Below are 25,397 nucleotides of genomic sequence, written 5' to 3'. Positions count from 1 at the left end.
CGGCCCCCGGACCACCGGGAGCCGGCGCCGCACGGCGCGGGGGAGCGCGGATCAGTCGCGGCGCGCCCGGTTGCCCGGACGGCTCGCGACCCAGGCGCGCACGGTGTCCGCGTACCAGAAGGGCTTGCCGGACTCCACGCGGTCGGGTGGCGGCAGCAGCCCGTGCTTCCGGTAGGAGCGGACGGTGTCGGGCTGCACCCGGATGTGCGCGGCGATGTCCTTGTACGTCCAGAGGCTTCTGTCCGTCATGCCTGTACCTCCCTCACGCCCCGTGCCGCGCAGCGGTGGCGGGGGGTGCCGTTCGGGGGCGCTGCGGGCGGTGGCGTCGGTGATCACCGGTCCTGTGCCCGGTGAACGACCCTTCCGGACCGCCGGGAAGCGGCTGTCGAACGCCTGTGACACGAAGCCCGCGTAACGGAGACACGTGTGACGGGGGCGCGAAGGCCGTGACAGAAGTGACGCACGGTCACCACGGCGCGCCCCCGTGCGCCGGAGCCGCCGGGCCCCGCGGGACTACACCCCGCAGGAGCGGAGGTAGCCGCGGGTGCGCAGGGCGATCGGATAGGGGGCGTCCGGCTCGCACGGGTACATGTCCTGTTCCACGATCGCGAAGAGCTCCGTGCCCAGCGCCGCGGCGGCGGCCAGGACCGGCTCCAGGGCCGGCACCCCGGCCGGCGGCTCGCACATCACGCCCCGGGCCACCGCCGGGCCGAACGGCAGCCCCTCGGCCCGCACCTCCGCGAGCACCACCGGATCCACCTGCTTCAGATGGAGGTAGCCGATGCGCTCCCCGTAGGTCTCGATCAGCTTGACGCTGTCCCCGCCCGCGTACGCGTAGTGCCCGGTGTCCAGGCAGAGCGCCACCGCGTCCGGATCGGTGGCGTCGAGGAAGCGGGTCACGCTCTCCTCGTCGTCGAGATGGGTGTCGGCGTGCGGATGGACCACGATCCGCAGCCCGTACCGCTCCCGCACCTCCCGCCCCAGCCGCTCGGTCAGCGCCGTCAGGTGCCGCCACTGCTCCGGCGTCAGCACCCGGTCCTCCAGCACCGCGCCGGTCCTGTCGTCCCGCCAGAAGGAGGGGATCACCACCAGGTGCCGGGCCCCCACGGCCTGCGCCAGGGCCGCGTTCTCCGCGACGTGCGCCCAGGTCCGCTCCCACACGGACGGCCCGTGGTGCAGCCCGGTGAAGACGGTGCCCGCCGACACCCGCAGCCCGCGCCGGGAGGTCTCCTCGGCGAGCAGCGCCGGATCGGTGGGCAGATAGCCGTACGGCCCCAGCTCGATCCACTCGTACCCGGAGCCCGCCACCTCGTCGAGGAACCGCTGCCACGGCACCTGCCGGGGATCGTCGGGGAACCACACCCCCCAGGAGTCCGGGGCGGATCCGATCCGGATGCGGGACGGCGACGGCGACGGCTTCGTCATGCCAGCCACCTTGACCCCGCCCCGGAGCAGCGTCAAGACGGCCGCCGGACCCGCCCGGGGCGCGCCCGAATGTCCGGACATGTCGTTGACACGCCTCCCGGAGGAGGGTTAGACCTGGGAGCGGGCGCCGGAGTCGAGAGGTGGCACGGGTGGAGTCGGAGCCGTACGAGCTGATCACCATGGGGCGGCTCGGCGTGGACCTCTACCCCCTCCAGAGCGGCGTCGGACTCGACCGGGTCGAGACCTTCCGCCGGTTCCTCGGCGGCTCCCCGGCCAACGTGGCCGTCGCCGCCGCCCGGCTGGGCCGGCGCACCGCCCTCGTCAGCCGCACCGGCGCCGACGCCTTCGGCACCTACCTCCGGCGCGAGCTGAAGGAGTGCGCGGTGGACGCCCGCTGGGTCACCGAGGTCCCCGGCCATCCCACGCCCGTCACCTTCTGCGCCCTCTTCCCGCCGGACGACTTCCCCCTCACCTTCTACCGCCGCCCCAAGGCCCCCGACCTGGAGATCCACCCGCACGAGCTGGACCTCGACGCGCTGCGCGCCGCCCGCGTCCTGTGGGCCACCGGCACCGGCCTCAGCGAGGAGCCCAGCCGCGCCGCCACCCTCACCGCCCTGCGGGCCCGCGCCGGCCGCGCCCACACCGTCCTCGACCTCGACTGGCGCCCCGCCTTCTGGCCGGACCCGGCCACCGCCCGCCCCCACTACACCGAGGCCCTGCGGCACGCCACCGTCGCCGTGGGCAACGCCGAGGAGTGCGAGGTCGCCACCGGCGCCCGCGACCCGGAGGCCGCCGCCCGCGCCCTCCTCGGCCTCCTCGCCCCCGGCGACGGCCTCCGGCTGGCCGTGGTCAAGCGCGGGCCCGAGGGAGTCCTCGCGCTCGCCGCCGACGGGCGCCGCGCCGCCGTCCCGCCGCTGCCGGTCGAGGTCGTCAACGGCCTCGGCGCCGGAGACGCCTTCGGCGGCGCGCTCGTCGACGGCCTCCTCGCCGGGCTCCCGCTGGAGGAGACCCTGCGCCGCGCGGGCGCCGCCGGCTCGATCGTCGCCGGCCGCCTGGGCTGCGCCCCCGCCATGCCGGACGCCGCCGAGATCGACCGCGCCCTCGCGGCCGGCTCGGGCACGCTCCCGCCGGAGGCCCCCCGCCGGTGACCGCCCCGCCCCGCCGCCGGGCCCCCGCCCCCCGTCTCCTCCCCACCGAGGACCCCCGCACATGACCAGCCCCGACCGCCGCCTCCACCTCCCCGCCGGGACCGCAGCCCGGGGTCCGTACGCCCTGGACATCGACCCGGGGGCCGCCGGATGGAGCCGTTCCGCGCTCCGCGTCCTCGACCTCCCGCCGGGGGCAGAACACACTTTCGACACCGCGGACGCCGAGTGGGTGGTGCTTCCCCTCGCCGGTGCCTGTACCGTGCGCGTCGACGGGGAGCTTTTCGAACTCGGGGGCCGGAGAAGCGTGTTCGCCTCCGTGTCCGACTTCGTCTACGTACCGCGCGACGCCCACGCCCAGATCGCCTCCGGCGCGGGAGGCCGCTTCGCTTTGGCAGGAGCGAACTGCGAGCGACGACTCCCCGCCCGCTACGGCCCCGCGCCGGAGGTTCCCGTGGAGACCCGCGGCAGCGGCGACCGCGCCCGCACCGTGCGGAACTTCGCCTCGGCCGACGCCTTCCCCTGCGACCGGCTGATCGCCGTCGAGGTGATCACCCCCGGCGGCCACTGGTCCTCCTACCCGCCGCACAAGCACGACGAGCACCGCCCCGGGACCGAGTCCGTCCTGGAGGAGATCTACTACTACGAGATCGAGGACCCGCGCGGCTACGCCTACCAGCGGATCTCGCCCTCCCGGCCCGGCGGCGCCGAACTGCTCGCCGAGGTCCGCGGCGGCGACGCCGTCCTCGTCCCCGACGGCTGGCACGGCCCCTCCATCGCCCAGCCCGGCCACGACCTCTACTACCTCAACGTCATGGCCGGACCCGGCCCCGCCCGGGAGTGGCGGATCAGCTTCCACCCCGACCACACGGAGGGATACGCGTGAGCGTCCGCCCCACCGGCACCGTCCGCCTCACCGTCGCCCAGGCCCTGGTGCGCTTCCTCGCCGCCCAGTACGCCGAGCGCGACGGCGACCGGCGCCGGCTCATCGCCGCCACCTGGGGAATCCTCGGCCACGGCAACGTCGCCGGGATCGGCCAGGCGCTCGTCGAGCACGCCGACGCCATGCCCTTCCACCAGGGCCGCAACGAGCAGGCCATGGTGCACGCCGCCGTCGGCCACGCCCGCCAGACCGGCCGGCTCTCCGCCCACGCCGTCACCACCTCCATCGGCCCCGGCGCCACCAACCTCGTCACCGGCGCCGCCCTCGCCACCGTCAACCACCTCCCGGTGCTGCTGCTCCCCGGCGACACCTTCGCCACCCGCCCCGCCGACCCGGTCCTCCAGCAGCTCCAGGTGCCGTACGCCGGCGACGTCTCCGTCAACGACTGCCTGCGGCCCGTCTCCCGCTACTTCGACCGGATCGTCCGCCCCGAGGCGCTGATCCCGGCCGCGCTCGAGGCGATGCGGGTCCTCACCGACCCCGCCGCCACCGGCGCCGTCACCCTCGCCCTCCCGCAGGACGTCCAGGCGGAGGCGTACGACTGGCCCGAGGCGTTCCTCGCCGAGCGGACCTGGCGGATCCGTCGCGCCGCGCCGGACGGGCACGAGCTGGACGCGGCCGCCGACGCGCTCCGCGGGGCCGCCCGCCCGCTGATCGTCGCCGGGGGCGGCGTCCGGCACAGCGGCGCCGAGGCGGCGCTGGCCGCGTTCGCCTCGCTGACCGGCATCCCGGTCGCCTCCACCCAGGCCGGCAAGGGCGCGCTGCCCCACGACCACCCCCAGGACGTCGGGGCCGTCGGCCACACCGGCACCGCCGTCGCCGACCGCCTGGCCCGCACGGCCGACGTGGTCCTCGGCATCGGCACCCGCTGGACGGACTTCACCACCGCCTCCGGGACCCTCTTCGGCCACCCCGCCGTGCGGTTCGTCCACCTCAACGTCGCCGCCTTCGACGCGCACAAGCTGGCGGCGCTGCCCCTGGTCGCGGACGCCCGCGAGGGGATCGAACGGCTCCACGCCCTCCTCGCCCCGCACCACGTGGCCGCCCCCTACGTCCACGAGTACGCCGAGGAGAAGCTCCGCTGGGAGGCCCGCGTCACCGCCGCCTACGCCGCCCCCGACGAGACCGCCCGCCCCACCCAGGCGCAGGTCCTCGGCGTGCTCGACGCCCTGGTGGACCACACCGACGTCCTGGTCAACGCCGCCGGCTCGCTCCCCGGCGACCTCCACAGGCTGTGGCGGACCCGCTCCCGCGACCAGTACCACGTCGAGTACGGCTACTCCTGCATGGGCTACGAGATCCCCGCCGCGATCGGCGTCCTCCTCGCCGACCCCGGCCGGCCCGTCTGGGCGCTCGTCGGGGACGGCACGTACCTGATGAACCCCACCGAGATCGTCACCGCCGTGCAGGAGCGGCTGCCGCTGAAGCTGGTGGTCCTCCAGAACCACGGGTACGCCTCCATCGGCGGCCTCTCCGAGGCGGTCGGCGCCGAGCGGTACGGCACCGACTACCGCCTGCGCGCCGCCGACGGAGCCTTCACCGGCCCCCCGCTCCCCGTCGACCTCGGGGCCAACGCCGCGTCCCTCGGGATGCGGGTGCTGCGCCCCCGCACCATCCGTGACCTGCGGGAAGCCCTCGCGGACGCCCGCGCCGCCACGGATCCCACATGTGTCTACGTCGAGACCGAAACGGCAGACAGTGTGTCGGGCCCGCCCCCGGCCCAGGCGTGGTGGGATGTGCCCGTGGCCGAGATCTCGACCCGCCCGTCGGCGGTCAAGGCCCGCGAGGAGTACGACCGGCACGTCACCGCCCGACGCCGCCATCTCTGAAGGCCCCGAAGGAGTAACACGTCATGACGAAGAGCGTCCACCACTGGATCGGTGGCAAGACCGTCGAGGGCACGTCGGGCAACTGGGGCCCGGTCACCGACCCGGCCACCGGCGCCGTCACCACGCAGGTCGCCCTCGCCTCGGTGGAGGAGGTCGACGCGGCCGTCGCCGCCGCGAAGGACGCCTTCGCCACCTGGGGCACCTCCTCGCTGGCCCAGCGCACCACGATCCTCTTCAAGTTCCGCGCGCTGCTCGACGCCAACCGCGACGCCATCGCCGAGCTGATCGTCGCCGAGCACGGCAAGGTCCACTCCGACGCCCTCGGCGAGGTCGCCCGCGGCCTGGAGATCGTCGACCTGGCCTGCGGCATCACCACCCAGCTCAAGGGCGAGCTGTCCACCCAGGTGTCGAACCGCGTGGACGTGGCCTCGATCCGCCAGCCGGTCGGCGTCGTCGCCGGCATCACGCCCTTCAACTTCCCGGCCATGGTCCCGATGTGGATGTTCCCGATCGCCATCGCGACCGGCAACACCTTCGTCCTCAAGCCGAGCGAGAAGGACCCGTCGCCCTCCCTCAAGATCGCCGAGCTGCTCGCCGAGGCCGGTCTGCCGGACGGCGTCTTCAACGTCCTGCACGGCGACAAGGTCGCCGTCGACCGCCTCCTGGAGCACCCGGACGTCGCCGCGATCTCCTTCGTCGGCTCGACCCCGATCGCCAGGTACATCCACACCACCGCCTCCGCCAACGGCAAGCGCGTCCAGGCGCTCGGCGGCGCCAAGAACCACATGCTGGTCCTCCCGGACGCCGACCTCGACGCCGCGGCCGACGCCGCCGTCTCCGCCGCGTACGGCTCCGCCGGCGAGCGCTGCATGGCGATCTCCGCGGTCGTGGCCGTCGGCGCCATCGGCGACGAGCTGGTCGAGAAGATCCGCGAGCGCGCCGAGAAGATCAAGATCGGTCCCGGCACCGACCCCACCTCCGAGATGGGCCCGCTCATCACGGCCGTCCACCGCGACAAGGTCGCCTCCTACGTCCACGGCGCCGAGGCCGAGGGCTGCCGCGTCGTCCTCGACGGCACCGGCTACACGGTCGAGGGGTACGAGGACGGCCACTGGATCGGCCTCTCCCTCCTGGACCACGTGCCGACCACCGCCAAGGCCTACCAGGACGAGATCTTCGGCCCGGTCCTGTGCGTGCTGCGCGCCGAGACGTACGAGGAGGGCCTCGCCCTCATCAACGCCTCGAAGTTCGGCAACGGCACCGCGATCTTCACCCGCGACGGCGGCGCCGCCCGCCGCTTCCAGCTGGAGGTCGAGGCCGGCATGGTCGGCGTCAACGTGCCGATCCCGGTGCCGGTGGGCTACCACTCCTTCGGTGGCTGGAAGGACTCGCTCTTCGGCGACCACCACATCTACGGCAACGACGGCGTGCACTTCTACACCCGCGGCAAGGTCGTCACCACCCGCTGGCCCGACCCGGCCGACGCCCCCGCCGGCGTGGACCTGGGCTTCCCGCGCAACCACTGACCCCTCGTGGGCCCACGGCGGCCCCGGGCGCACACCGCGCCCGGGGCCGCCGCGCGTGCCGCCGCGCGTGCCGCCGCGCGTGCCGCCGCGCGTGCCGCCGCGCGTGCCGCCGGGCGGGCACCCCGAAGGGTGCCCGCCCGGAGCGGTCGACCGGACCGCGGGTCAGCCCACGTGCCAGCAGGTGGCGTCGAAGTCCGACACGTGGACGCTGCCCGCCGAGGCTTCGACCGCGCTGAACCAGCAGCCGTCCACGTCGCCGGCGTGCGCGGCCGCCGGGGAGGCGGCGATGAAGCCGACAGCGAGCAGACCGGCCAGAGCGATCGAGATGCGCCGAAGCATGTTCTCTCCTTCGAAGTGGGGGTGTTCGCCACGACTCTTCGGCACCCCCCGGCCCGCCGCACGCCGGGAGACGCGATCGGGTGGAGGTCCCCGCCGCCCGGGCGTACCGCGACCGCTGTACGCGGACCGGACGGCCTACGCCTCCAGGAGGCCGGGCATCTCCGCCCCGGGGCGCCGCCGCCGCACCGACGGGCCGCCTAGGCTCGGGACCATGCGACTCCGACTTCCCCGGTGGGCCGCGGTCACCGCCGCCCTCGCCGTCCTCGCGGGCGCCGGCACCTGGACCGCCGCCGCGCTGGACGAACCCCCGCCCGTCCAGCGCGAGGACCGGGCCCTCACCCTCGACGGGGTGCGGATCGACACCTCGTACTTCACCGCCGGCGCCGCCGGCCGCCGCCCCGCCGTCCTGCTCGCGCACGGCTTCGGCGGCTCCAAGGACGACGTCCGCCCCCAGGCCGAACGGCTCGCCCGCGACGGCTACGCCGTCCTCACCTGGTCCGCCCGCGGCTTCGGCGCCTCCGGCGGGAAGATCGGCCTCAACGACCCCGCGCACGAGGTCCAGGACGTCCGCGGCCTCGTCGACTGGCTCGCCGCCCGCCCCGAGGTTCTGCTCGACCGCCAGGGCGACCCGCGCGTCGGCGTCGGCGGCGCCTCCTACGGCGGCGCGATCTCCCTCCTCGCCGCCGGACACGACCCGCGCATCGACGCCATCGCCCCCCAGATCACCTACTGGAACCTCGCCGACGCCCTCTTCCCCGACGGCGTCTACAAGAAGCTCTGGTCCGGGATCCTCTTCTCCATGGGCACCGACGCCCGGGGCGACGCCTGCGGCCGCTTCGCCCCCGAGATCTGCGCCCTCAGGGAACGCGTCGCCGTCTCCGGGCGGCCCGACGCCGCAGCCCGCGCCCTGCTCGAAGCCCGCAGCCCCTCCGCCGTCGCCGACCGCGTCAAGGTCCCCACCCTCATCGTGCAGGGCCAGAACGACTCCCTCTTCACCCTCGACCAGTCCGACGCCATGGCCCGCGCCCTCGCCGCCAACGGCGCCCCCGTCGCCGTCGACTGGATCGCCGGCGGCCACGACGGCGGCGACCGCGAGGCCGCGCGCGTCGAGGACCGGACCGCCGCCTGGTTCGACCGCTGGCTGAAGAAGGACGCCTCCGTCGACACCGGCCCCGCCTTCCGCGTCAGCCGCACCGGCGGCGTCGACTCCACCGACGGCCGCGCCACCCTGCGCGCCGCCACCGCCGACCGCTACCCGGGCCTGCGCGAGGGCACCCGCGCACTGGCCCTCGCCGGACCGGCGCAGCGCTTCACCAACCCGGCCGGCGGCGCCCCGCCCGCCGTCTCCTCCGTCCCCGGCCTCGGCGGCGGCCTCGGCGGACTCTCCTCCTCCCTCGGCGTCGGCCTCGCCCTCGACTTCCCCGGCCAGCACGCCCGCTTCGACGCCGCCCCGCAGGCCGAACCGCTCCGGATCACCGGCACCCCGACCGTCCGCGTCAAGGTCACCTCCACCGCCCCCGACGGCTCCGCCGTCCTCTTCGGCAAGGTGTACGACGTCGGGCCCGACGGACGGCAGCAGGTGCTGCCCGCCCAGCTCGTCGCCCCGGTCCGCGTCGAGGACGCCGGAAAGGGCCGCTCCGTCACCCTCACCCTCCCCGCCGTCGACCACGAGGTGGAGGCCGGCCACCGGCTCCGGCTCGTCGTCTCGGCCACCGACCTCGGCTACGCCTCCCCGGTCGCCACCGCCGGCTACACCGTCGCCGTCGAGGGCCCGCTGACCGTGCCCACCGCACCCGCCGTCGCCACCCAGGCCGCCGGCCTGCCCTGGTGGGTCTGGGGCCTGCCGCTCGCCGGCCTCGCCGTCGCCGCGGCCCTCCTGCTGACCGCCCGCCGCCGCACGGCCACCCCGGCCCCCGACCCGGAACTCGCCTCCGTCCCCCTCCGGATCACCGGCCTGTCGAAGAAGTACAGGGGCGGCGAGCGGTACTCGGTCCGCGAGCTCTCCTTCCGGGTGGAGCAGGGCCAGGTCCTCGGCCTCCTCGGCCCCAACGGCGCCGGCAAGACCACCACCCTGCGCATGCTCATGGGCCTGATCACCCCCGACGAGGGCGAGATCCGGGTCTTCGGCCAGGCCGTCCGCCCCGGCGCTCCGGTCCTCTCCCGGGTCGGCTCCTTCGTCGAGGGCGCCGGCTTCCTGCCGCACCTCACCGGCCGGGAGAACCTGGAGCTGTACTGGAAGGCCACCGGCCGCCCCGCCGAGGACGCCCACCTCGACGAGGCCCTGCGCATCGCCAACCTCGGCGGCGCCCTCGAACGGGCCGTCCGCACCTACTCGCAGGGCATGCGGCAGCGCCTCGCCATCGCCCAGGCCATGCTGGGCCTGCCCGACCTCCTCATCCTCGACGAACCCACCAACGGCCTCGACCCGCCGCAGATCCGCGAGATGCGGGAGGTGATGATCCGGTACGCCGCCGGGGGCCGCACCGTCATCGTCTCCAGCCACCTCCTCGCGGAGGTCGAGCAGTCCTGCACCCACCTCGTCGTCATGGACCGCGGCCGGCTGGTCCAGGCGGGCCCGGTCGCCGAGATCACCGGCGCCGGGGACACCCTGCTCGTCACTCTCGGCGCGCCCGTCCCCGACGCGCTCGTCGAGAAGGTCGCCGCCCTGCCCGGCGTCGGCTCCGCGGTCCGCGCCGAGGACGGCCTCCTCGTCCGGCTCGACACCCCCGACGGCGGCCCCGCCGACGCCACCGCGCTGATCGGCGAACTCGTCCGCCTGGACGTCCCGCTGACCGGCGTCGGCCCGCACCGACGCCTGGAGGACGCCTTCCTGACCCTGATCGGAGGATCCGCATGACCGCGACGGCCACCGGCCCCCGCCCCGGACCCGACCCGGAGGCCCTCGCCCCCGGCTACCGCCCCGGGCGCACCCTGCCGCTGCGCGTCGAGGCCCTGCGCCAGTGGAAGCGCCGCCGCACCCTGGTGATGGCCGGGGTGCTCGCCGCCCTGCCCTTCGTCCTGATCGTGGCCTTCGCCATCGGCGGCCCCGACGCCGACGACCGCGGCGGCCGGATCACCCTGATCGACACGGCGACCGCCTCGGGCGCCAACTTCGCGGCGACCTGCCTCTTCGTCTCCGCCGGTTTCCTCCTCGTCATCCCCGTGGCGCTGTTCTGCGGCGACACCGTCGCCTCCGAGGCCGGCTGGTCCTCGCTGCGCTACCTCCTGGCGGCGCCGGTGCCCCGGGCCCGGCTGCTCGCCGCCAAGCTGGCGGTCGCGCTCGGCTACAGCGCCGCCGCGCTCCTCCTCCTGCCGCTCCTCGCGCTCGCCGCCGGCACGGTCGCCTACGGCTGGGGCCCGCTCCGGCTCCCCACCGGCGGCGCGCTCCCGGCCGGGGACGCCGTCCTGCGCCTGCTCATCGCCACCTCCTTCGTGTTCGTCTCCCAACTGGTCACCGCGGGCCTCGCCTTCTGGCTCTCCACCCGCACCGACGCCCCGCTCGGCGCGGTCGGCGGAGCCGTCGGCCTGACCATCGTCGGCAACGTCCTGGACGCGGTCACGGCGCTCGGCGACTGGCGCGACTTCCTGCCCGCGCACTGGCAGTTCGCCTGGATCGACGCCCTCCAGCCCCGGCTGGAATGGGGCGGCATGGCCCAGGGGGCGGCGATCTCCGTCACCTACGCCCTGGTCCTCTTCGCCCTCGCCTTCCGGGGCTTCGCCCGCAAGGACATCGTGTCCTGACCCGGGGCGCGCCGGCCCTCACGGACGGCCCCGCCCCCGCACCACCCCCTCACACCCACCCCCTCCGAGCCGCTTCCGCGCCCGCGCGGAAGCGGCTCGTCGTCCCCAGCGCGGCGAGCAGCTCGCCCACCCGCCGGCTGTACGTCCGCGCCGACATGCCGAGCCGCGCCGCGGCCGCCTCGTCCGTCAGCCCCGACAGCAGCGCCTCCAGGACCGGCCGCAGCGGCTCGGGCGCCGCGTCCCCGGGGCGCGGCGGCGGGACGCGGACCAGCTCCTCCGCCGTCGTCCAGCAGGCGTGATGGGCCCGCACCAGGGCCTGCACCACCACCGGGTCCCGGATCAGCAGCAGGCCGTTGTACAGCAGCTCCAGATCGAGCGGGACCGCCGCCACCGTCCGGTCCACCACGATCAGCTTGAACGGGATCGCGTCGGCGAACCGCGCCCGCCCGGGTATCCGCGGCCCGTCCTCCAGCCGGGGCAGCGCGTGCCGGGGCACGATCCGCCGCACCTCCCCGGCCCGCTCCGCCGCCGCGCGCATGCACGCTCCCGCCAGCTCCAGGAACGGCTCGGGGATCGCGCGGTCCGCCGAGGCCACCGGGTCGTCGAAGGTCAGCAGCTCGTGCCGGGTCGAGGCGGCCAGCCCGGCGAGCGCCGCGCTGATGCGCCGCGCGCCCCGGACCGGGCGCCCCGCCGGCCGCTGTCCCTCGGTCGCGGCCCGGTTCATCGCCGAGCGGGCGAGCACCACGGAGCCCGCGCTCTCTGCCACCGCTGACCACCCCCGCCCGATCGATGTCCACTCCATGTACGCATGCGACTGCGTACGGTGACAAGCCCTGTGGACAAACGTGGCGTCTCCATGCCATTGGCTCCCGTTCCGCCTTCCGTTGCCACATCGAGATCCATCCGCAACTCCTTCGCGGGGTCCGCGCGCGCCTCCCGTTCGTCACAGTCGCAGGAGCCGGGCGCGGCTCCCCGCCGCACCCGGTGGTGGCCCGCGCCCGGACCCGGTCCGTAACGGAAAGACAAGAGCCTTGCGACAACGGGGAGTTGCTCATGAAACGTCCGCACCGGAGAAACGTCGTCCTCGCCGGGGCGCTCGCCGCCGGATTCCTCCTCGGCGGCTGCGCCGCAGGGGAGGAACGCTCGGCGTCCGACCACCAGGCCGTGCCCCACGTCCCCGACGGCGGCCGCACCGCCGCGCCCGCGCCCTCCGCGCCGTCCGACGGGCGGTCCGCGGACGGGCCCGAGGGCGAGCAGCGGGCCCCGAGCCCCGCCCCCGACTACCTCTCCACCTTCGCCCTCGACGTCGACACCGCCTCGTACGGCTACGCCCGACGCTCGCTCGCGGACGGCCGGCTGCCCGACCCCGCCACTGTGCGGCCCGAGGAGTTCGTCAACAGCTTCCGCCCCGACTACCCCCGTCCCGCCGACGACGGCTTCAGCGTCACCGTCGACGGCGCCCGCACGGACGCCGAGGGCTGGTCCCTCGTCCGGGTCGGCCTCGCCACCCGGGGTGCGGACCGGGCGGGCGAGCGTCCGCCCGCCGCCCTCACCTTCGTCGTCGACGTCTCCGGCTCGATGGGCGAGACCGGCCGCCTCGACCTCGTCCAGCACGCCCTGCGCCTCACTGCCGACGAGCTCCGCGACGACGACTCCGTCGCCCTGGTGGCCTTCAGCGACGAGGCCGAGACCCTGCTGCCGATGACCCGGCTCGGCGACGCCCGCCACCGGGTCCGCGAGGCCGTCGACTCCCTCGCCGTCCGCTCCTCCACCAACCTGGAGGCCGGCCTGCGCACCGGCTACGACGTGGCCGCCGAGGGGCACAGGAAGGGCGCCACCAACCGGGTCGTGCTGCTCTCCGACGCCCTCGCCAACAGCGGGGAGACGGCCGCCGACGCCCTCCTCGGTCGCATCGACGAGCAGCGCAGGGAGCACGGCATCACCCTCTTCGGGGTGGGCGTCGGCAGCGAGTACGGCGACGAGCTGATGGAGCGGCTCGCCGACCGGGGCGACGGCCAGACCGCGTACGTCTCCACCCGGGAGCAGGCCCGCAAGGTCTTCGTCGACCAGCTGCCCGCCCAGGTGGAGCTGCGCGCGCGGGACGCCAAGGCGCAGGTCGCCTTCGACCGGGAGACCGTGGAGCGGTTCCGGCTGATCGGCTACGAGAACCGAGAGGTCGCCGACGAGGACTTCCGGAACGACCGGGTCGACGGCGGCGAGGTCGGCGCCGGCCACACGGTCACCGCCCTGTACGTGGTGAAGACCCGGCCCGGCGCGAGCGGCCGGATCGCCACCGCCACCGTGCGCTGGCTCGACCCCGACTCCCGCTCCCCGCGGGAGCGTTCGGGCTCGGTCGCGTCCGGCGCGCTGGCGGCGGGGCTCTGGGACTCCGGCCACGACAGCCTGCGGCTGTCCGCGATCTCCGCCTACTTCGCCGAGGAGTTGCGCGGCGGATCGCTGCCGGGCGCGCCCCGCCTGCGCGAACTGGCCGGGTACGCCGACTCCATCCGCGCGCGTTCCGGTTCGGCGGTGGTCGGCGAGCTGGCAGAGGCGGTGCGGCAGGCCGACCGGCTGATCGGGGAACGGCCCTCGGGCGAGGGCGAGTTCCGCTCCTCGGACCCGTACGCCTGAGCCGTACCCCCGCTCGGCGCGCCCGGTCCGCCCGCCCCCCGGGGACCCTTCCTCCCGCGCGGGGAAGGGGCCCCGAGGGGAACGGGCGGCTCCGCCGCGGGGGCGGCATCATGACCCCCATGGCCACCCTGCTGCTCGCCCTCGCCGTAGGAAGCACCGGCCTCTACGCCGGCTTCCTCCTGATCTTCCTCACCGGGATCATGCCCGCCCTGGGCCGCCTCACGGACGCCGCGTTCGTCACCGCGATGCGCCGGGTGAACGAGGCGGTGCCCAGGGCGGTCTTCCTGACCGTCTTCGCCGCCGTCGCCGTCCTCCCGCTCGCCGCCTACCTGGTGCCGGTGGACGGCCGGACCGGCGCGCAGCGCTGGCTGGTGCTCGCCGGTTTCGTCTGCGCGGTCCTCAACCACCTGGTCACGGTCGTCGGGAACGTCCCGCTGAACGCGGCCCTCGCCGCCGCGGAGGGGTCCGACGAGGACCCGGCCGCGAGCCGCGCCGCCTTCGAGCCGCGCTGGAACGCCCACCACCGGGTCCGTACGGCCCTGAGCGTCGTCGCCTTCGGCCTGCTCACCGCGGCCGCCGTCGGCTGAGCCCGGAACCCGGCCCTCCGCACTCCCGGCCCGGCGCCGAAACGGACCGTCGGGTCGGCTTGTCCTCCGGAGTGGCGCGATCTCGTCCAAGATCACCCCTTCCGCATCCGCAGGGTCCCTTCAAAAGCAAACTACCGAGTCCGAAACATGGTGCTGGCATGCATCAAGTTCAGGCCCCTGGCGAAAACCCGCCGTCCTTATATCCCATCAAAGAGGGTGAATCACCCCGATTTCAGGGATCCGGATTTCATACCTTCCGGTTTCTTATTGACATGACCAGGGGGGTCTTTTTTTAATCAACCCGAGGATCCGCGTGCGCAGACACCGAGGGGGCATAGTGGACGTCCACATCCTGGGGGGACTGTCGGTCCGCGAGGGCGGGGTGCCGATCACCCCGACCGCGGCCGCGCCGCGCCAGGTCCTCGCCCTGCTCACCGCCTTCGCGGGCCAGGTCGTCCCCGTCACCGTCCTCACCGAGGAGCTGTGGCCCTCCGGCGCCCCGCGCGGCGCGCGGACCGAACTCGCGACCCACATAGCGGAGCTGCGCGCGCTCATCGCCCGCGCCCTGCACGAGACCGAGGACGAGGGCGCCGCGGGCGGCTGGACCGAGCGCCGCACCGCCGACGCGGTCCTCGTCTCGCTCCCCGGCGGCTACCGCCTCGACACCGGCGTCGGCGTCCACGACATCGGGCAGTTCGAGCGCGCGGCCGGCGCCGGCTACCGCGCCATGGACGCCGGCGACCTGGTCCGCGCCTCCCTGCGGCTCGGCGAGGCCCTCGCCCTCTGGCGCGGCGAGCCCTACGCGGGCGTGGCCGCGGGCCCGTGCCTGCGCCGCGAGATCGAACGCCTGGAGAGCGCCCGCCTCAGCGTCCTCGACCAGTGGGTCGAGGCCCAGCTCGGCCTCGGCCGGCACGAGGAGATCCTCTCCGAACTGCCCGGACTCGCCGCCCGCTACGCCACCAACGAACCCCTCCAGGCCCACCTCATGGTCGCCCTGCTCCGCTGCGGCCGCCACGAGGAGGCCCTCGCCGTCTACGAGCGGCTGCGCGCGATCCTCCACCGGGAGACCGGCATGGAGCCCTCCGCCCGCCTCCGCCGCCTCCAGCACACCGTCCTCGCCGTCCGCCACACGCGCGTGGCCGCCGGAAACGCCGGTCACCCCCCGCTCCCCGGCGCCCCCGGCGGGAACGTCTTCGGCCACGCCCCCGCCCCCGGCGCCGGGCCCGCGCACACCGGCGGGACGCCGGCCGTCACCTGGTACGGCCCCGCCCTGCCCCGCGTCCCCGCCCAGCCTCAGGCGGCCCGCGCGGACGCCGTCACCGCGGAGATGCCGGTCGCCGTCTGACGGAACGTCGGCCCCGCCCGCCGAGGGACACCGGCTCCGCCCGCGGAGGGACACCGGCCCGCGGGGAATGAAGTGCCGCACGTCACCGTTGACCCGCTTCCGGGACCGAATTAGTTTCGGCCGTGAGGACGGGTTTCCTCCGAGGTGCCCGATTTAAGCTCGACTACGGGGGTGGGGGCCATGGACACGCACGGCGCGGACGGGGACGCGGGCGCCGACGCGCTGCTCGCCGTCCTGGAGCTGCTCGCGGGACAGGGCCTGCCCGGCCAGTTCGAGACCCTCCTCGACGAGGCCCGGCTCGCCGGACTCGACGCGACCGGACTCGCCCGGCTGGAGCGGGCCGTCGCCCTCGCCCGCTCGGTCCACGACGAGCGCGCCGACGACCGGTCGCTGGCCGCCCGCAGCGGCGCCTCCCTCGCCGTACTCACCGACACCGCCCGCGACCTGACGCTCAGCTACGACCTGGACGGCCTGCTCAGGGTCGTCACCCGCCGCGCCCGCCGCCTCCTCGGCCTCGACATGGCGTACGTGACCCTGCGCGGCCCCGAGGGCGCCTGCTACATCCGCGTCACCGAGGGATCCCGCACCGGCGGCGACACCGGCGGCCCCACCGGCCCGGGGCTCTGCGTCGGACTGCGCATCGGCGCCGGCAACTGCCTCGGCGGCATCGTCCACCGCACCGGCGAACCCGTCTGGACCCCCGACTACCCCGCCGACGAGCGGTTCACCGGCGGCGAGGTCCCCGACCCGGCCGCCGCCCCCGACGGCGCGGAGACCTTCGGCGCGGTCGACCCCGGCGACGAGGCCGTCCGCGCCGAAGGGCTCCGCGCCATCGTCGCCGTCCCGCTGCGCAGCGGCGACTCCGTCATCGGCGCCCTCTTCGGCGCCGACCGCCGGGTCCGCGAGCACACCCCCCAGGAGATCGCCCTGCTCGGCGCCCTCGCCGACCTGGCCGCCCTCGCCGTCGAGAAGGCCGGACTCCTCGACCGCACCCGCGCCGAACTCCTCGAACTGGAGCGGGACAGCGCGCGCGTGCGCACCAGCCTCACCCGGATGCGGCACGTCAGCGAGGCCCACGGCCGGATCATGAACCTGGTCCTGGCCGGCGGCGACCTCCCGCACGTCGCCAAGGCCGCGGGCGACGCCCTCGACGCCACCGTCATGGTCCGCGACCCCGGCGGCCGCCGCCTCGCCGCCAGCGGCGACTTCCCCGGCCTCGACGAGGAAGCCGTCGCCAAGGCCTCCCTCGACGCCCACGCGCTGCGCCGGCCGGTCCTCGCCGCCGAATCCGTCTGGGTCGCCCCCGTCATCGCCGGCTCCGAGGACCTCGGCGGACTGGTGGTCCGCGCCGAGGGCGGCCTCACCGACGAGGACGAACGGCTCCTCGAACTCGTCGCCCAGTCCGTCGCCCTGCTCCTCCTCATGCAGCGCTCCACCGCCGTCGCCGAGGGCCCCGTCCGCGACGAACTCCTCGACGACCTCATCGCCGACCCGCCGCACGCCCCGCAGCAGAGCGCCCGGCGCGCCCGGCGCCTCGGCGTGGACCTCCGCAAGCCGCACGTCCTCGTGGTCGCCCGCCCCGAGGGCGGCGAGCAGGGCAGGGCCGTGGTCTGGGCGTCCTCGTACGCCTACCGGCTCTCCGGCCTCAAGACCGTGCAGGGCGGCTGCGTCGTGCTGCTGCTCCCCGGGGTGGACGCCTCCGCCGCAGCGTCCGCCGTCTCCGAGGAACTCACCCCGCTCCTCGGCCACCCGGTCTCCGTCGCCGCCGCGGGACCCGGCGGCAGCCCCGACGCGGTCGGGCCGCTGTACGCGGAGGCGCTGCGCTGCCTGGACGCGATGAGCGCCCTCGGCGGTACGGGCTCCGCCGCGGCCGTCGCCGACCTCGGCTTCCTCGGCATGCTGCTCTCCGACGACCACGACGTGGACGGCTTCGTGGAGAACGCGATCGGGCCCGTCCTCGACTACGACGCCGAGCGGCTCACCGACCTCACCCGCACCCTGGAGGCGTACTTCGCCTCCGGCGCCAGCCCCACCAACGCGGCCGAGGCCCTGCACGTCCACCCCAACACCGTCTCCCGCCGCCTGGAGCGGATCGGCGAACTCCTCGGCCCCGAGTGGCAGAAGCCCGGCCAGGTCCTGGAGGTCCAGCTCGCCCTGCGGCTCCAGCGCACCCGCGAGGTGCTGACCCGCCGCCGCGCCGCCACCGCCCCGGCCCGCCCCCCGGCGGGCCCGGCCGACTGAACCCGGCCGCCCCGCGCCGGCGGTCCGCCGGCGCGGACCCGGGACCGGCGGGAGGCGGGCCGGGGTGATCCGCCGGGCGTCAGCCGGCCGCGCGGCGCGTGCCGTAACCCGTCGAGCCCGTCGCGTCCCACGCCGAGCCGAGCACCGTGACCGTGTGCGCGGCCGAGGCCAGCGTGATGTGCCGGTGCCAGCCCCGGTACGAGCGGCCCACGAAGTCCCGCAGTCCTGCCTCCTCGCCGACCGCGGCGAAGTCCCGGTCCACCCGCTGCGCGAGCTTCGTCAGCCGCAGCAGCGAACCGACCGTCGCCTGCGTCAGATCGCTGATCCACACCCGGGCCGGGCCCCGGCGCGGGTCGTCCCACTCGCCGAGGAGCATCAGCGGCCGCATCCGCTCCCCGCCGGGGGAGGGCAGCGCGACCCGCACGGCGGTGGCCAGCGAGGTCCGCGAGGTCCGCGCGCCGCCCACCGTGTCCACCCAGCTCACCGGCCGGCGCAGCCCCTTCAGGGACTCCAGGATCTGCGCGGCGGGCAGCGGGCCCGCGCCGAAACCGGGCAGCGAGCGGTCGGCGATGGCCAGCCGCGAGCCGGCCCCGATCCGCGCCACCACCGGCACCCCGGCCGCGGCGAGCCGGGTCAGCGCCGCCCGGCCCGCGCCGCCCCGGATGTCCAGGAGCACCGGCTTGCGGGTGATGTCGGTCCAGCGGGCGGTGTCGAGGGCGGCCGCGACCGCGCACTCCTCCAGCGTCTCCTCGCCGGCCTCGACGGGGACCTCCGCGCGGTCGCGCCGCGTGCGGTCCTTCACCCACGGGTCCGGCAGGAACAGCCGCCAGTTGACCGGCGCGCTCAGCTCCTCGCCGGCGAACCACACGCCGAACGCCTGCTGGCCCTGGAAGACCTGTCCGCGCTCGGGGTCGAAGCGCCGGTCCACGCCCACCGAGTGCTCCCCGGCCTTCGGGATCGGCATCGGCCGCACGACCCACGCCTGCGGGTGCCCGCCGCGCTCCAGGAACCGCCCGAGGGCGGCCCGCATCGGCTGCCAGTCCCAGGTGGAGCTGGAGATGAAGTGGTGCAGGCTCTGCTCGGCGGCCGGCCCGCCGATCTGCGCGGCGATGTTCCGGATCGACTTGCGGCCCTGCGCGGTCAGCAGCCCGTGCAGGTACTGCTCCGCCTTCAGCCGCTGGTCGCGGCGGGCGAAGCCGGAGAAGAGCGCGGAGGTCAGCTCGGTGTAGACGTCCTCGCCGGGGCGGGGCGCGGCGGCCCGGGGCACGGCGCGGACCCGGGGGCGCGGCACGGTCGGGGGGACGGCCACGGCGGCCGTCCCGCGCTTGATTGCGACGGATGTACTCACGACACTCCTGCCCGTCCTGCCCGAGGGTTGCGCAGCCGGCTTCCGCTGCCCCTTCACCGTCTCCCGTCCACCCGCGTCCCGACGAGGTGGACCCGGCACCCGAAACGGCCGTCGGATGGTGGCCGGACCACCGTCCCGCCCCTGACCTGGGCCTCTCACCCCTCCGGCGGGGCCACGAAGGCCGCCCGGAACACCCCGGGAGCACCCCGGGAGCACCCCGGGAGTGCCCCGGGAGTGCCCCGGAACCACCCCCGAAGGCCCAGGGTGGTGGTCCGGCCACACCCCCGGGGAGGAGCTGACAGACTCACCGGACGCGCTTTGACCCGTCGCGCTCCGTCGCCGGACCATCGCGGAGCGAGGCGACACGGGCGGGATCCGGTTAATGCCCCAGGCCGGAACCGCGCCCGTGCGCCTCGCTCCGACGGCCCCCCGTACCCTGGGGCCGTGGATGTGCGCGGTCAGCTGCCGGTCGCCCTGGCGGTCTCCGCCGGCGGCGCGATCGGCGCTGCCGCGCGCTACGGCGCCACGCTCCTGTGGCCCGTTCCGGCCGGCGGGTTCCCCTGGACGGTCCTCCTCGTGAACGCGGCGGGCTGCGCCCTGCTCGGCGTCCTCATGGTGCTGCTCACCGAGTTCCGCACCGCCCCCGACCTGCTGCGGCCCTTCCTCGGCACCGGGGTCTGCGGCGGCTTCACCACCTTCTCCACGTACGCGGTGGACACCCAGCGGCTGCTGAGCACCGGTCACCCGGTCCGGGGGCTGTGCTACTTCGCCGGGACGCTCCTCGCCGCCCTGGCCGCCGTCTGGGCCGGGGCCGCCCTGACGCGGAGCCTCGCGCGCCGGCGGACGGAGGGCGCGTGAACTGGCTGCTCGTCGTCGCCGGCGCCGCCGTCGGGGCGCCCCTGCGGTACTTCGCGGACCTCGCGGCCAAGGGCCGCTTCGGCCCGGGCTTCCCCTGGGGCACCCTCGCCGTGAACGTCTCCGGCTCCCTGGTCCTCGGCCTGGTGACGGGCCTGGCCTCGGCCAACGCCCAGCTGCTCCTCGGCACCGGCCTGTGCGGCGCCCTCACCACGTACTCGACGTTCTCGTACGAGACGCTGAAGCTGTACGAGGACGGCGCGAAGGGCCGCGCCGTCCTCTACGTGCTGGTCAGTCTGGCCGCCGGCCTCGGAGCCGCCTGGCTCGGCGTGGCGGCGGCGGCCTGACCCGGCCGCCCGCGGCTAGGCGGTGATCCAGTCCGAGGTGGCGATCACCGGCTGGACGCCGTCGCGGTGGACGGTGCCCTCGATGAGGCCGTACATGCGGTCGGCCGCGAAGTACACCTCGTTGTCGTTCTTCAGGCCGAAGGGCTCCAGGTCCACCAGGAAGTGGTGCTTGTTCGGCAGGTTGAGCCGGACCTCGTTGACCGTCGGCACGTGGTCGAGGACCCGGCAGGCCATCGCGTGCAGGGTCTGCTGGAGCGAGTAGCTGTACGTCTCCGCGAACGCCTCCAGCATGTGGCGGCGGGCCTTCCGGTAGGAGCGGTCCCAGTCGTGCTCCGGGTCCGCGGCCGCCGTGGCCGAGTTCGCCCAGCGGGCGGTGACCTTGGTGGCCAGGATCCGGTCGTACGCCTCCTGGAGCGTCGTGTACTCGTCCTTGATGAAGCCGTGGAACTCGGAGTTGGTCGAGTTCATCACGGTCAGCTCCTTCAGGCCGGACAGCACCTGCAGACCGGTGGTCTCGCTGTACGTGACCTGGGCCGTGCGCACCTCCTGGCCCTGGCGGACGAAGGAGTGCTGCTCCTTGCGGGTCGGGACCGGGATCCGCTCCCAGGCGAACTCCTCGACGCGGATCTGCGCCTCCCGGATCACCTCCTGGGAGGTCACGAAGTGCTTGGCGAGGAGGATCGCGAAGGCCTCGGGGGAGGCGACGCCGTGCTCCTTGGCGAAGGCGTAGACCGTGTTCTTGGTGGTGTCGGTCGGCAGGCAGTTGCCGTTGTCGCCGGTCAGGTGGACGTCGCGGTACTCGCCGCGCAGCGCCACCGACACGTTCAGGTCGCGGATCTCGTGCCAGGCGCCGTCCTCGCCGCCCCTGCGGGCGATGCGGACGATGCGGTTCTCGGCCTTGCCGTACTGGTTCTGGGCCAGGACGTGCTTGCTCATGCGGTTCAGCTCCTGCGGGTACGCGGATACGGATATCCCGTACGCCCGGCGTCCGGCGCGCCCGCGTCCCGCGGTCGTGCGCCCCCCGCCGTCCGGTCCGTGAACGGCGGACCGCCCCGGGACTGACGAGCATCCCGGTCCGTAGGTCGTGGCTCGAAGATAAGGGCCTTCCCGGCCACTGGCAATGGGGGAGGGCGAGGTCAGCGGGGCAACAGCCGGGTCTCGGCGGCCGGCAGGCCCTTCGCCCACCAGTGGTCGTAGCGGCCGTAGACCCGCGGGTCGCGGTCGGCGAGCAGCCTCCCCAGCGACGCCGCCTCGGCCGCGAGCCCGGCCCACTCGCCGGCCGGCAGCGGGTGGAAGGCGGCCGCCTCGATCCCGCCCTCGACGGGCCGCCAGACCCCCGCCACGTACCCGTCGACCAGCAGCGTCGGCAGCACGTCGCCGTTGACCCGTATGACGTGCCGGCGGTACGCGGCGGGGACGATCCGGCCGCGGTCGGCGTACGCGAGGAGGGTGCTGTCCCACATCGCCATCAGCCGCGGCGGCGCCGGCACCTCCCCGTCCGGGCGGGCCGCCCCCGGCAGGTCGTACAGCACCGTGCCGTCCGGGCCGGCCAGGACCTCCGCCGCGCCCTTCGCGACCAGCGCGTCGAGCGCCGCGCGGGCCCGGCCGCGCTGCACCAGGCCGAACTGGCCGAGATCCGCCGCCGACGCGGGGCCGAAGCCCGCGAGATAGCGGGCGGCGAGCACCTCCAGACCCCCGGCCGCCGCCTCCGGGGCCGTCGGCACCGGCGCGGGCCCCGAGGCGACGAAACCGGGGGAGGCGGCGTACTGCCAGGGCGGGCCGCTCGGCACGTGCCACAGCGGCGCGTACTGCCGCAGCATCCGGCCGGCCGCCGGGGTGAGGCTCCCGCCGCCCCACAACTCCTCCGCCCGCAGCCGCAGTTCCTCGCCCGTACGGGAACGGTCCGCGTACGCGAGCAGCCGGGGCAGCAGCGCGTCGGCGCCGTCCGGCGTGATCCCGGTGCCGGTGAACCGCCGGTCGCGCAGCCGGCTCCCGCGCAGCGTCGGCTCCACCGCCTCCCGGAAGGGGCGGTAGTCGTCGGCGTGCACGAGGTGCAGGGTGATCCGCATCAGCGTCGAACGGACCAGCCGGAAGCCCTCGATCGCCGCGTCGAGGTCGGCCGGGTCGAAGCCCGCCACCCGGTTCCACAGCGCCACGTACGGCGAGCCCGGCTGCTGCGCCTGGAGCGCCACCGCCCGCCGCACCGCCTCCTCGACGGCGACCGGCTGCCGGGCGAGCAGCGACTGGCGGGTGAGCGTGGCCCGGTTGAGCGCGCGGGCGGTGAGGGCGGGCGGGGGAGCGGTCGCGGTCATGGCTCCGATTGTGGCGCGGGGGACCGACAACGGGCCCCGCGCCGGGGGCGGTCACCGCGCGCGGCCTCGGGGGGAGCCGTGTGCGGTGACCGGGCCGGCGGCGGTCCTCAGCTCCCCGCCGGGCGGGGCCACGCCGACGAGCGGAGCAGCCGCAGGCCGTTGAGGCCCACCAGGACGGTGGAGCCCTCGTGGCCGGCCACGCCCAGGGGCAGCGGCAGGGTCCCGCACAGGTCCCAGGCGACGAGGACCGCGATGAACGCGCCCGCGATCACCAGGTTCTGGACGACCAGCCGGTGCGCGGCCCGGGAGAGGGCGACGACCGCGGGGACGGCGGCCAGCTCGTCGCGTACGACGACGGCGTCGGCGGTTTCCAGGGCCAGGTCGGAACCGGCCCGGCCCATCGCGACCCCGCAGTGGGCGGCGGCCAGTGCCGGGGCGTCGTTCACGCCGTCGCCGACGACCAGCACCCGGCGGCCCTCCGCCTCCCAGGCCCGCACGGCCGCCACCTTCTCCTCGGGCAGCAGCCCGGCGCGCACGTCGGTGATGCCGACCCGCCCGGCCACCCGCCGCGCGGCCCGCTCGTTGTCGCCTGTCAGCAGGGTCGGGGCGCGGCCGGTCAGCCGGGTGAGCGCGGCGACGGTCGCGGCGGCGTCGGGACGGAGCCGGTCGGCGACGCCGAGGACTCCCACGGGCCTCCCGTCGCACAGCACGAGCACCGCGGTGCTCCCCGCCTCCTCCAGCTCCCGCACCACGCGCGCGTGGTCGTGTCCGGGCGCCACGCGCGCGTGGTCGCCGTCGGGCAGCAGGCGGGCGGGGGAGCCGATCTCGACCCGCCGGCCCCCCACGGTGGCGGTGACGCCCCGCCCGGGCGCGGCGGCGAAGCCGTCGGCGGGGGCCAGGGCGAGGCCGCGTTCCCGGGCGGCGCCGACGACGGCACGGGCCAGCGGGTGCTCGCTGGGGTGTTCGGCCGAGGCGGCGAGCCGGAGCAGGGCGTCGGCGTCCAGTCCGCCGCCGGGCAGCGGGCGGACGTCGGTGAGGCGCGGGGTGCCCTCGGTGAGGGTGCCGGTCTTGTCGAGCGCGACGGCGTCGACCTGCCCCAGGCGCTCCATGACCACGGCGGACTTGGCCAGGACGCCGTGCCGGCCGGCGTTGGCGATCGCGGACAGCAGCGGCGGCATGGTGGAGAGGACCACCGCGCAGGGCGAGGCGACGATCATGAAGGTCATCGCCCGCAGCAGCGCGGACGTCAGGTCGTCGCCGAAGGCGAGGGGGACGCCGAAGACGGCCAGGGTCGCGAGGACCATGGAGACCGAGTACCGCTGCTCGACCTTCTCGATGAAGAGCTGCGTGGGCGCCTTGGTCCGCGACGCCTCCTCGACCATCCGCACGATCCGGGCGATCACCGAGTCCGAGGGGTCGCGCCCGACGCGCACCCGCAGGGCGCCGGTGCCGTTGACGGTCCCGGCGAACACCTCGTCGCCCGTCTCCTTGGCCACCGGCAGCGGCTCGCCGGTGATCGTCGCCTGGTCGACCTCGCTCGCCCCGCCGACGACCCGCCCGTCCGCGCCGACCCGCTCCCCGGGCCGCACCAGGACGGTGTCCCCGACCGCGAGCAGCCCCGCGTCGACGGTCTCCTCCGAGCCGTCCGCGAGCAGCCGGGTGGCGGTGGCGGGCGCCAGGTCGAGCAGTCCGCGCACCGAGTCCGCGGTCCGCGCGGTCGCGACCGCCTCCAGGGCTCCGGAGGTCGCGAAGATGACGATGAGGAGCGCGCCGTCCAGGACCTCGCCGATCGCGGCGGCGCCGAGCGCGGCGACGACCATCAGCAGGTCCACGTCGAGCGTCCGCTCCCGCAGCGCCTTGAGCCCCTCCCGGCCCGGCTCCCAGCCGCCGGTGGCGTAGGCGGCGGCGAAGAGCGTCCCCCACAGCCAGGCCGGGCCGCCGAGCAGGTACGGGGGGAGGGCGAGGAGGAACAGCCCCAGCGCCGCCGCCGCCCACCGCACCTCGGGCAGGGCGTACGCGCGCGTGCGGCGGGGGGAGGGGGCGGGGACGGGTCCGGGGTCCGGGGAGGGGGCGGGGCGGGAGCCGTCCGGTGCGGGGACGGGGCGCCGATCCAGGGAGGAAGGCATGACGGGGCGACCCTTCGCGGGCAGGCGGCATCGACCCCTTCACCATAACGGAACACCTGAACACCTATTCATGTGTCATCCGTATGATGGCTCCCATGGGCCACGGAATCGACGCCGCCACCGCCGCCACCCCCCGCGAGCGGCTCGACGCCGTCGGCACCGCCGACGTCGCCGCCACCCTCCAGGCCCTCGCCACCCCGTCCCGCCTGTACATCCTCGCCAGGCTCCAGGAAGGCCCCTGCGCGGTCGGCGACCTCGCCGAGGCCGTCGGGATGGAACCCTCCGCCTGCTCCCACCAGTTGCGCCTGCTGCGCAACCTCGGCCTGGTCACCGGCGAGCGCCACGGCCGCTCGATCGTCTACGCGCTCTACGACAACCACGTCGCCGAACTCCTCGACCAGGCGCTCTACCACGTGGAACACCTCCGCCTCGGCGTCCGCGACAACGCCGCGGAACCCCCGGCGGACCGGGGGGCCTGACCGGGGGTTCGACCGGACTGGCCTGATCGGGCTGCCTGACCGGGCTGCCTGATCGGGCGGTGTGACCGCGTGGTTCGGCCGGGTGGTGTGACCGCGTGGTTCGGCCGGGTGGTGTGACCGCGTGGTTCGGCCGGGTGGTGTGACCGCGTGGTTCGGCCGGGCGGTTCGGTCAGGCCGT

21 protein-coding genes are annotated in these 25,397 nt (G+C 75.6%); 13 read left to right on the top strand and 8 right to left on the bottom strand.

All coding sequences use genetic code 11. From position 1 onward, the window contains the following. Window positions 1-51: 51 nt before the first annotated feature. Together ACFW6A_RS17920 and ACFW6A_RS17915 are read right to left on the bottom strand one after the other, a co-directional pair. A complete protein-coding gene (locus ACFW6A_RS17920; RefSeq protein ID WP_351101846.1) occupies window positions 52-249 on the bottom strand; it encodes a MerR family transcriptional regulator in 198 nt (65 codons plus the stop codon). Between the two features lie 264 nt (window positions 250-513). Further along, window positions 514-1,425, bottom strand: coding sequence for a sugar phosphate isomerase/epimerase (locus ACFW6A_RS17915; RefSeq protein WP_351845053.1), 912 nt, complete (start codon window positions 1,423-1,425; stop codon window positions 514-516). A gap of 179 nt (window positions 1,426-1,604) precedes the next feature. Here ACFW6A_RS17915 and iolC point away from each other — a divergent pair, with 179 nt between their 5' ends. The 4 genes from iolC to mmsA all read left to right on the top strand — a co-directional run bounded on the left by iolC (window position 1,605) and on the right by mmsA (window position 6,868). Beyond that, complete coding sequence (gene iolC / locus ACFW6A_RS17910; protein ID WP_351845199.1) at window positions 1,605-2,573, top strand: 5-dehydro-2-deoxygluconokinase; 969 nt, start codon at window positions 1,605-1,607, stop codon at window positions 2,571-2,573. A 61-nt stretch (window positions 2,574-2,634) separates the two neighbouring features. Further along, a complete protein-coding gene (gene iolB, locus ACFW6A_RS17905; RefSeq protein WP_351845051.1) occupies window positions 2,635-3,456 on the top strand; it encodes a 5-deoxy-glucuronate isomerase in 822 nt (273 codons plus the stop codon). Further along, the gene (gene iolD / locus ACFW6A_RS17900) at window positions 3,453-5,342 is read left to right on the top strand and encodes a 3D-(3,5/4)-trihydroxycyclohexane-1,2-dione acylhydrolase (decyclizing) (RefSeq protein ID WP_351845049.1); all 1,890 of its coding nucleotides are present in this window, start codon (window positions 3,453-3,455) and stop codon (window positions 5,340-5,342) included. The genes iolB and iolD overlap by 4 nt, the downstream gene beginning before the upstream one ends. 23 nt (window positions 5,343-5,365) lie before the next feature. Further along, a complete protein-coding gene (gene mmsA, locus ACFW6A_RS17895; RefSeq protein ID WP_351845047.1) occupies window positions 5,366-6,868 on the top strand; it encodes a CoA-acylating methylmalonate-semialdehyde dehydrogenase in 1,503 nt (500 codons plus the stop codon). Window positions 6,869-7,030: 162 nt separating this feature from the next. Here the strand turns inward: mmsA and ACFW6A_RS17890 are convergent, their stop codons facing one another. Further along, window positions 7,031-7,207: a hypothetical protein gene (locus ACFW6A_RS17890; RefSeq protein ID WP_158821969.1), complete on the bottom strand. Its 177-nt coding sequence runs from the start codon at window positions 7,205-7,207 to the stop codon at window positions 7,031-7,033. Between the two features lie 211 nt (window positions 7,208-7,418). Between ACFW6A_RS17890 and ACFW6A_RS17885 the strand changes: the two genes are divergently transcribed. Further along, window positions 7,419-10,064, top strand: a complete 2,646-nt coding sequence (locus ACFW6A_RS17885) for an alpha/beta fold hydrolase (RefSeq protein ID WP_351857257.1) — start codon at window positions 7,419-7,421, stop codon at window positions 10,062-10,064. Further along, window positions 10,061-10,948, top strand: coding sequence for an ABC transporter permease (locus ACFW6A_RS17880; RefSeq protein WP_351857255.1), 888 nt, complete (start codon window positions 10,061-10,063; stop codon window positions 10,946-10,948). Before ACFW6A_RS17885 ends, ACFW6A_RS17880 begins: the two co-directional genes overlap by 4 nt. Before the next feature lie 49 nt (window positions 10,949-10,997). On the opposite strand, the gene ACFW6A_RS17875 is transcribed toward ACFW6A_RS17880, so the two are convergent. Beyond that, the gene (locus ACFW6A_RS17875; protein ID WP_386641415.1) at window positions 10,998-11,714 is read right to left on the bottom strand and encodes a DNA-binding response regulator; all 717 of its coding nucleotides are present in this window, start codon (window positions 11,712-11,714) and stop codon (window positions 10,998-11,000) included. Window positions 11,715-12,001: 287 nt separating this feature from the next. Between ACFW6A_RS17875 and ACFW6A_RS17870 the strand changes: the two genes are divergently transcribed. The 4 genes from ACFW6A_RS17870 (at window position 12,002) to ACFW6A_RS17855 (ending at window position 17,752) form a co-directional block, all read left to right on the top strand. Beyond that, window positions 12,002-13,579 (top strand): von Willebrand factor type A domain-containing protein, encoded by a 1,578-nt coding sequence (locus tag ACFW6A_RS17870; protein WP_351855558.1) that lies wholly within the window; start codon window positions 12,002-12,004, stop codon window positions 13,577-13,579. 119 nt (window positions 13,580-13,698) lie between these two features. After that, window positions 13,699-14,166 (top strand): anthrone oxygenase family protein, encoded by a 468-nt coding sequence (locus ACFW6A_RS17865; protein ID WP_351855561.1) that lies wholly within the window; start codon window positions 13,699-13,701, stop codon window positions 14,164-14,166. A 337-nt stretch (window positions 14,167-14,503) separates the two neighbouring features. Continuing rightward, on the top strand, window positions 14,504-15,511 hold the full coding sequence (locus tag ACFW6A_RS17860; protein ID WP_351855564.1) for an AfsR/SARP family transcriptional regulator: 1,008 nt from the start codon (window positions 14,504-14,506) through the stop codon (window positions 15,509-15,511). A 180-nt stretch (window positions 15,512-15,691) separates the two neighbouring features. Then, window positions 15,692-17,752, top strand: a complete 2,061-nt coding sequence (locus ACFW6A_RS17855; protein WP_351855567.1) for a helix-turn-helix domain-containing protein — start codon at window positions 15,692-15,694, stop codon at window positions 17,750-17,752. A 79-nt stretch (window positions 17,753-17,831) separates the two neighbouring features. Here ACFW6A_RS17855 and ACFW6A_RS17850 read toward each other — a convergent pair whose 3' ends face one another. Beyond that, window positions 17,832-19,100 carry a transposase gene (locus tag ACFW6A_RS17850; protein WP_351855570.1) on the bottom strand — a complete coding sequence of 423 codons (1,269 nt, stop codon included), beginning with the start codon at window positions 19,098-19,100 and terminating at the stop codon, window positions 17,832-17,834. A gap of 444 nt (window positions 19,101-19,544) precedes the next feature. Between ACFW6A_RS17850 and crcB (ACFW6A_RS17845) the strand changes: the two genes are divergently transcribed. Together crcB (ACFW6A_RS17845) and crcB (ACFW6A_RS17840) are read left to right on the top strand one after the other, a co-directional pair. Further along, window positions 19,545-19,958: a fluoride efflux transporter CrcB gene (gene crcB, locus ACFW6A_RS17845; protein WP_351855572.1), complete on the top strand. Its 414-nt coding sequence runs from the start codon at window positions 19,545-19,547 to the stop codon at window positions 19,956-19,958. After that, window positions 19,955-20,302 carry a fluoride efflux transporter CrcB gene (crcB, locus tag ACFW6A_RS17840; RefSeq protein ID WP_351855575.1) on the top strand — a complete coding sequence of 116 codons (348 nt, stop codon included), beginning with the start codon at window positions 19,955-19,957 and terminating at the stop codon, window positions 20,300-20,302. Before crcB (ACFW6A_RS17845) ends, crcB (ACFW6A_RS17840) begins: the two co-directional genes overlap by 4 nt. A gap of 15 nt (window positions 20,303-20,317) precedes the next feature. On the opposite strand, the gene pucL is transcribed toward crcB (ACFW6A_RS17840), so the two are convergent. The 3 genes from pucL to ACFW6A_RS17825 all read right to left on the bottom strand — a co-directional run bounded on the left by pucL (window position 20,318) and on the right by ACFW6A_RS17825 (window position 24,740). Further along, complete coding sequence (gene pucL / locus ACFW6A_RS17835) at window positions 20,318-21,238, bottom strand: factor-independent urate hydroxylase (RefSeq protein WP_351855577.1); 921 nt, start codon at window positions 21,236-21,238, stop codon at window positions 20,318-20,320. Between the two features lie 200 nt (window positions 21,239-21,438). After that, entirely contained in the window at window positions 21,439-22,614 is a 1,176-nt protein-coding gene (locus tag ACFW6A_RS17830) for a winged helix DNA-binding domain-containing protein (protein ID WP_386641410.1), read from the bottom strand. Window positions 22,615-22,721: 107 nt separating this feature from the next. After that, a complete protein-coding gene (locus ACFW6A_RS17825; RefSeq protein ID WP_386641407.1) occupies window positions 22,722-24,740 on the bottom strand; it encodes a heavy metal translocating P-type ATPase in 2,019 nt (672 codons plus the stop codon). A 95-nt stretch (window positions 24,741-24,835) separates the two neighbouring features. Here ACFW6A_RS17825 and ACFW6A_RS17820 point away from each other — a divergent pair, with 95 nt between their 5' ends. Continuing rightward, window positions 24,836-25,219 (top strand): ArsR/SmtB family transcription factor, encoded by a 384-nt coding sequence (locus ACFW6A_RS17820; RefSeq protein WP_386484507.1) that lies wholly within the window; start codon window positions 24,836-24,838, stop codon window positions 25,217-25,219. Window positions 25,220-25,397: the final 178 nt, after the last annotated feature.

The organism is Streptomyces sp. NPDC058758, assembly GCF_042746075.1.
Taxonomy (GTDB): Bacteria; Actinomycetota; Actinomycetes; order Streptomycetales; family Streptomycetaceae; genus Streptomyces.
Note: the sequence above shows the minus strand (reverse complement) of the source record. Positions and strands in the feature narration are given on the sequence as shown.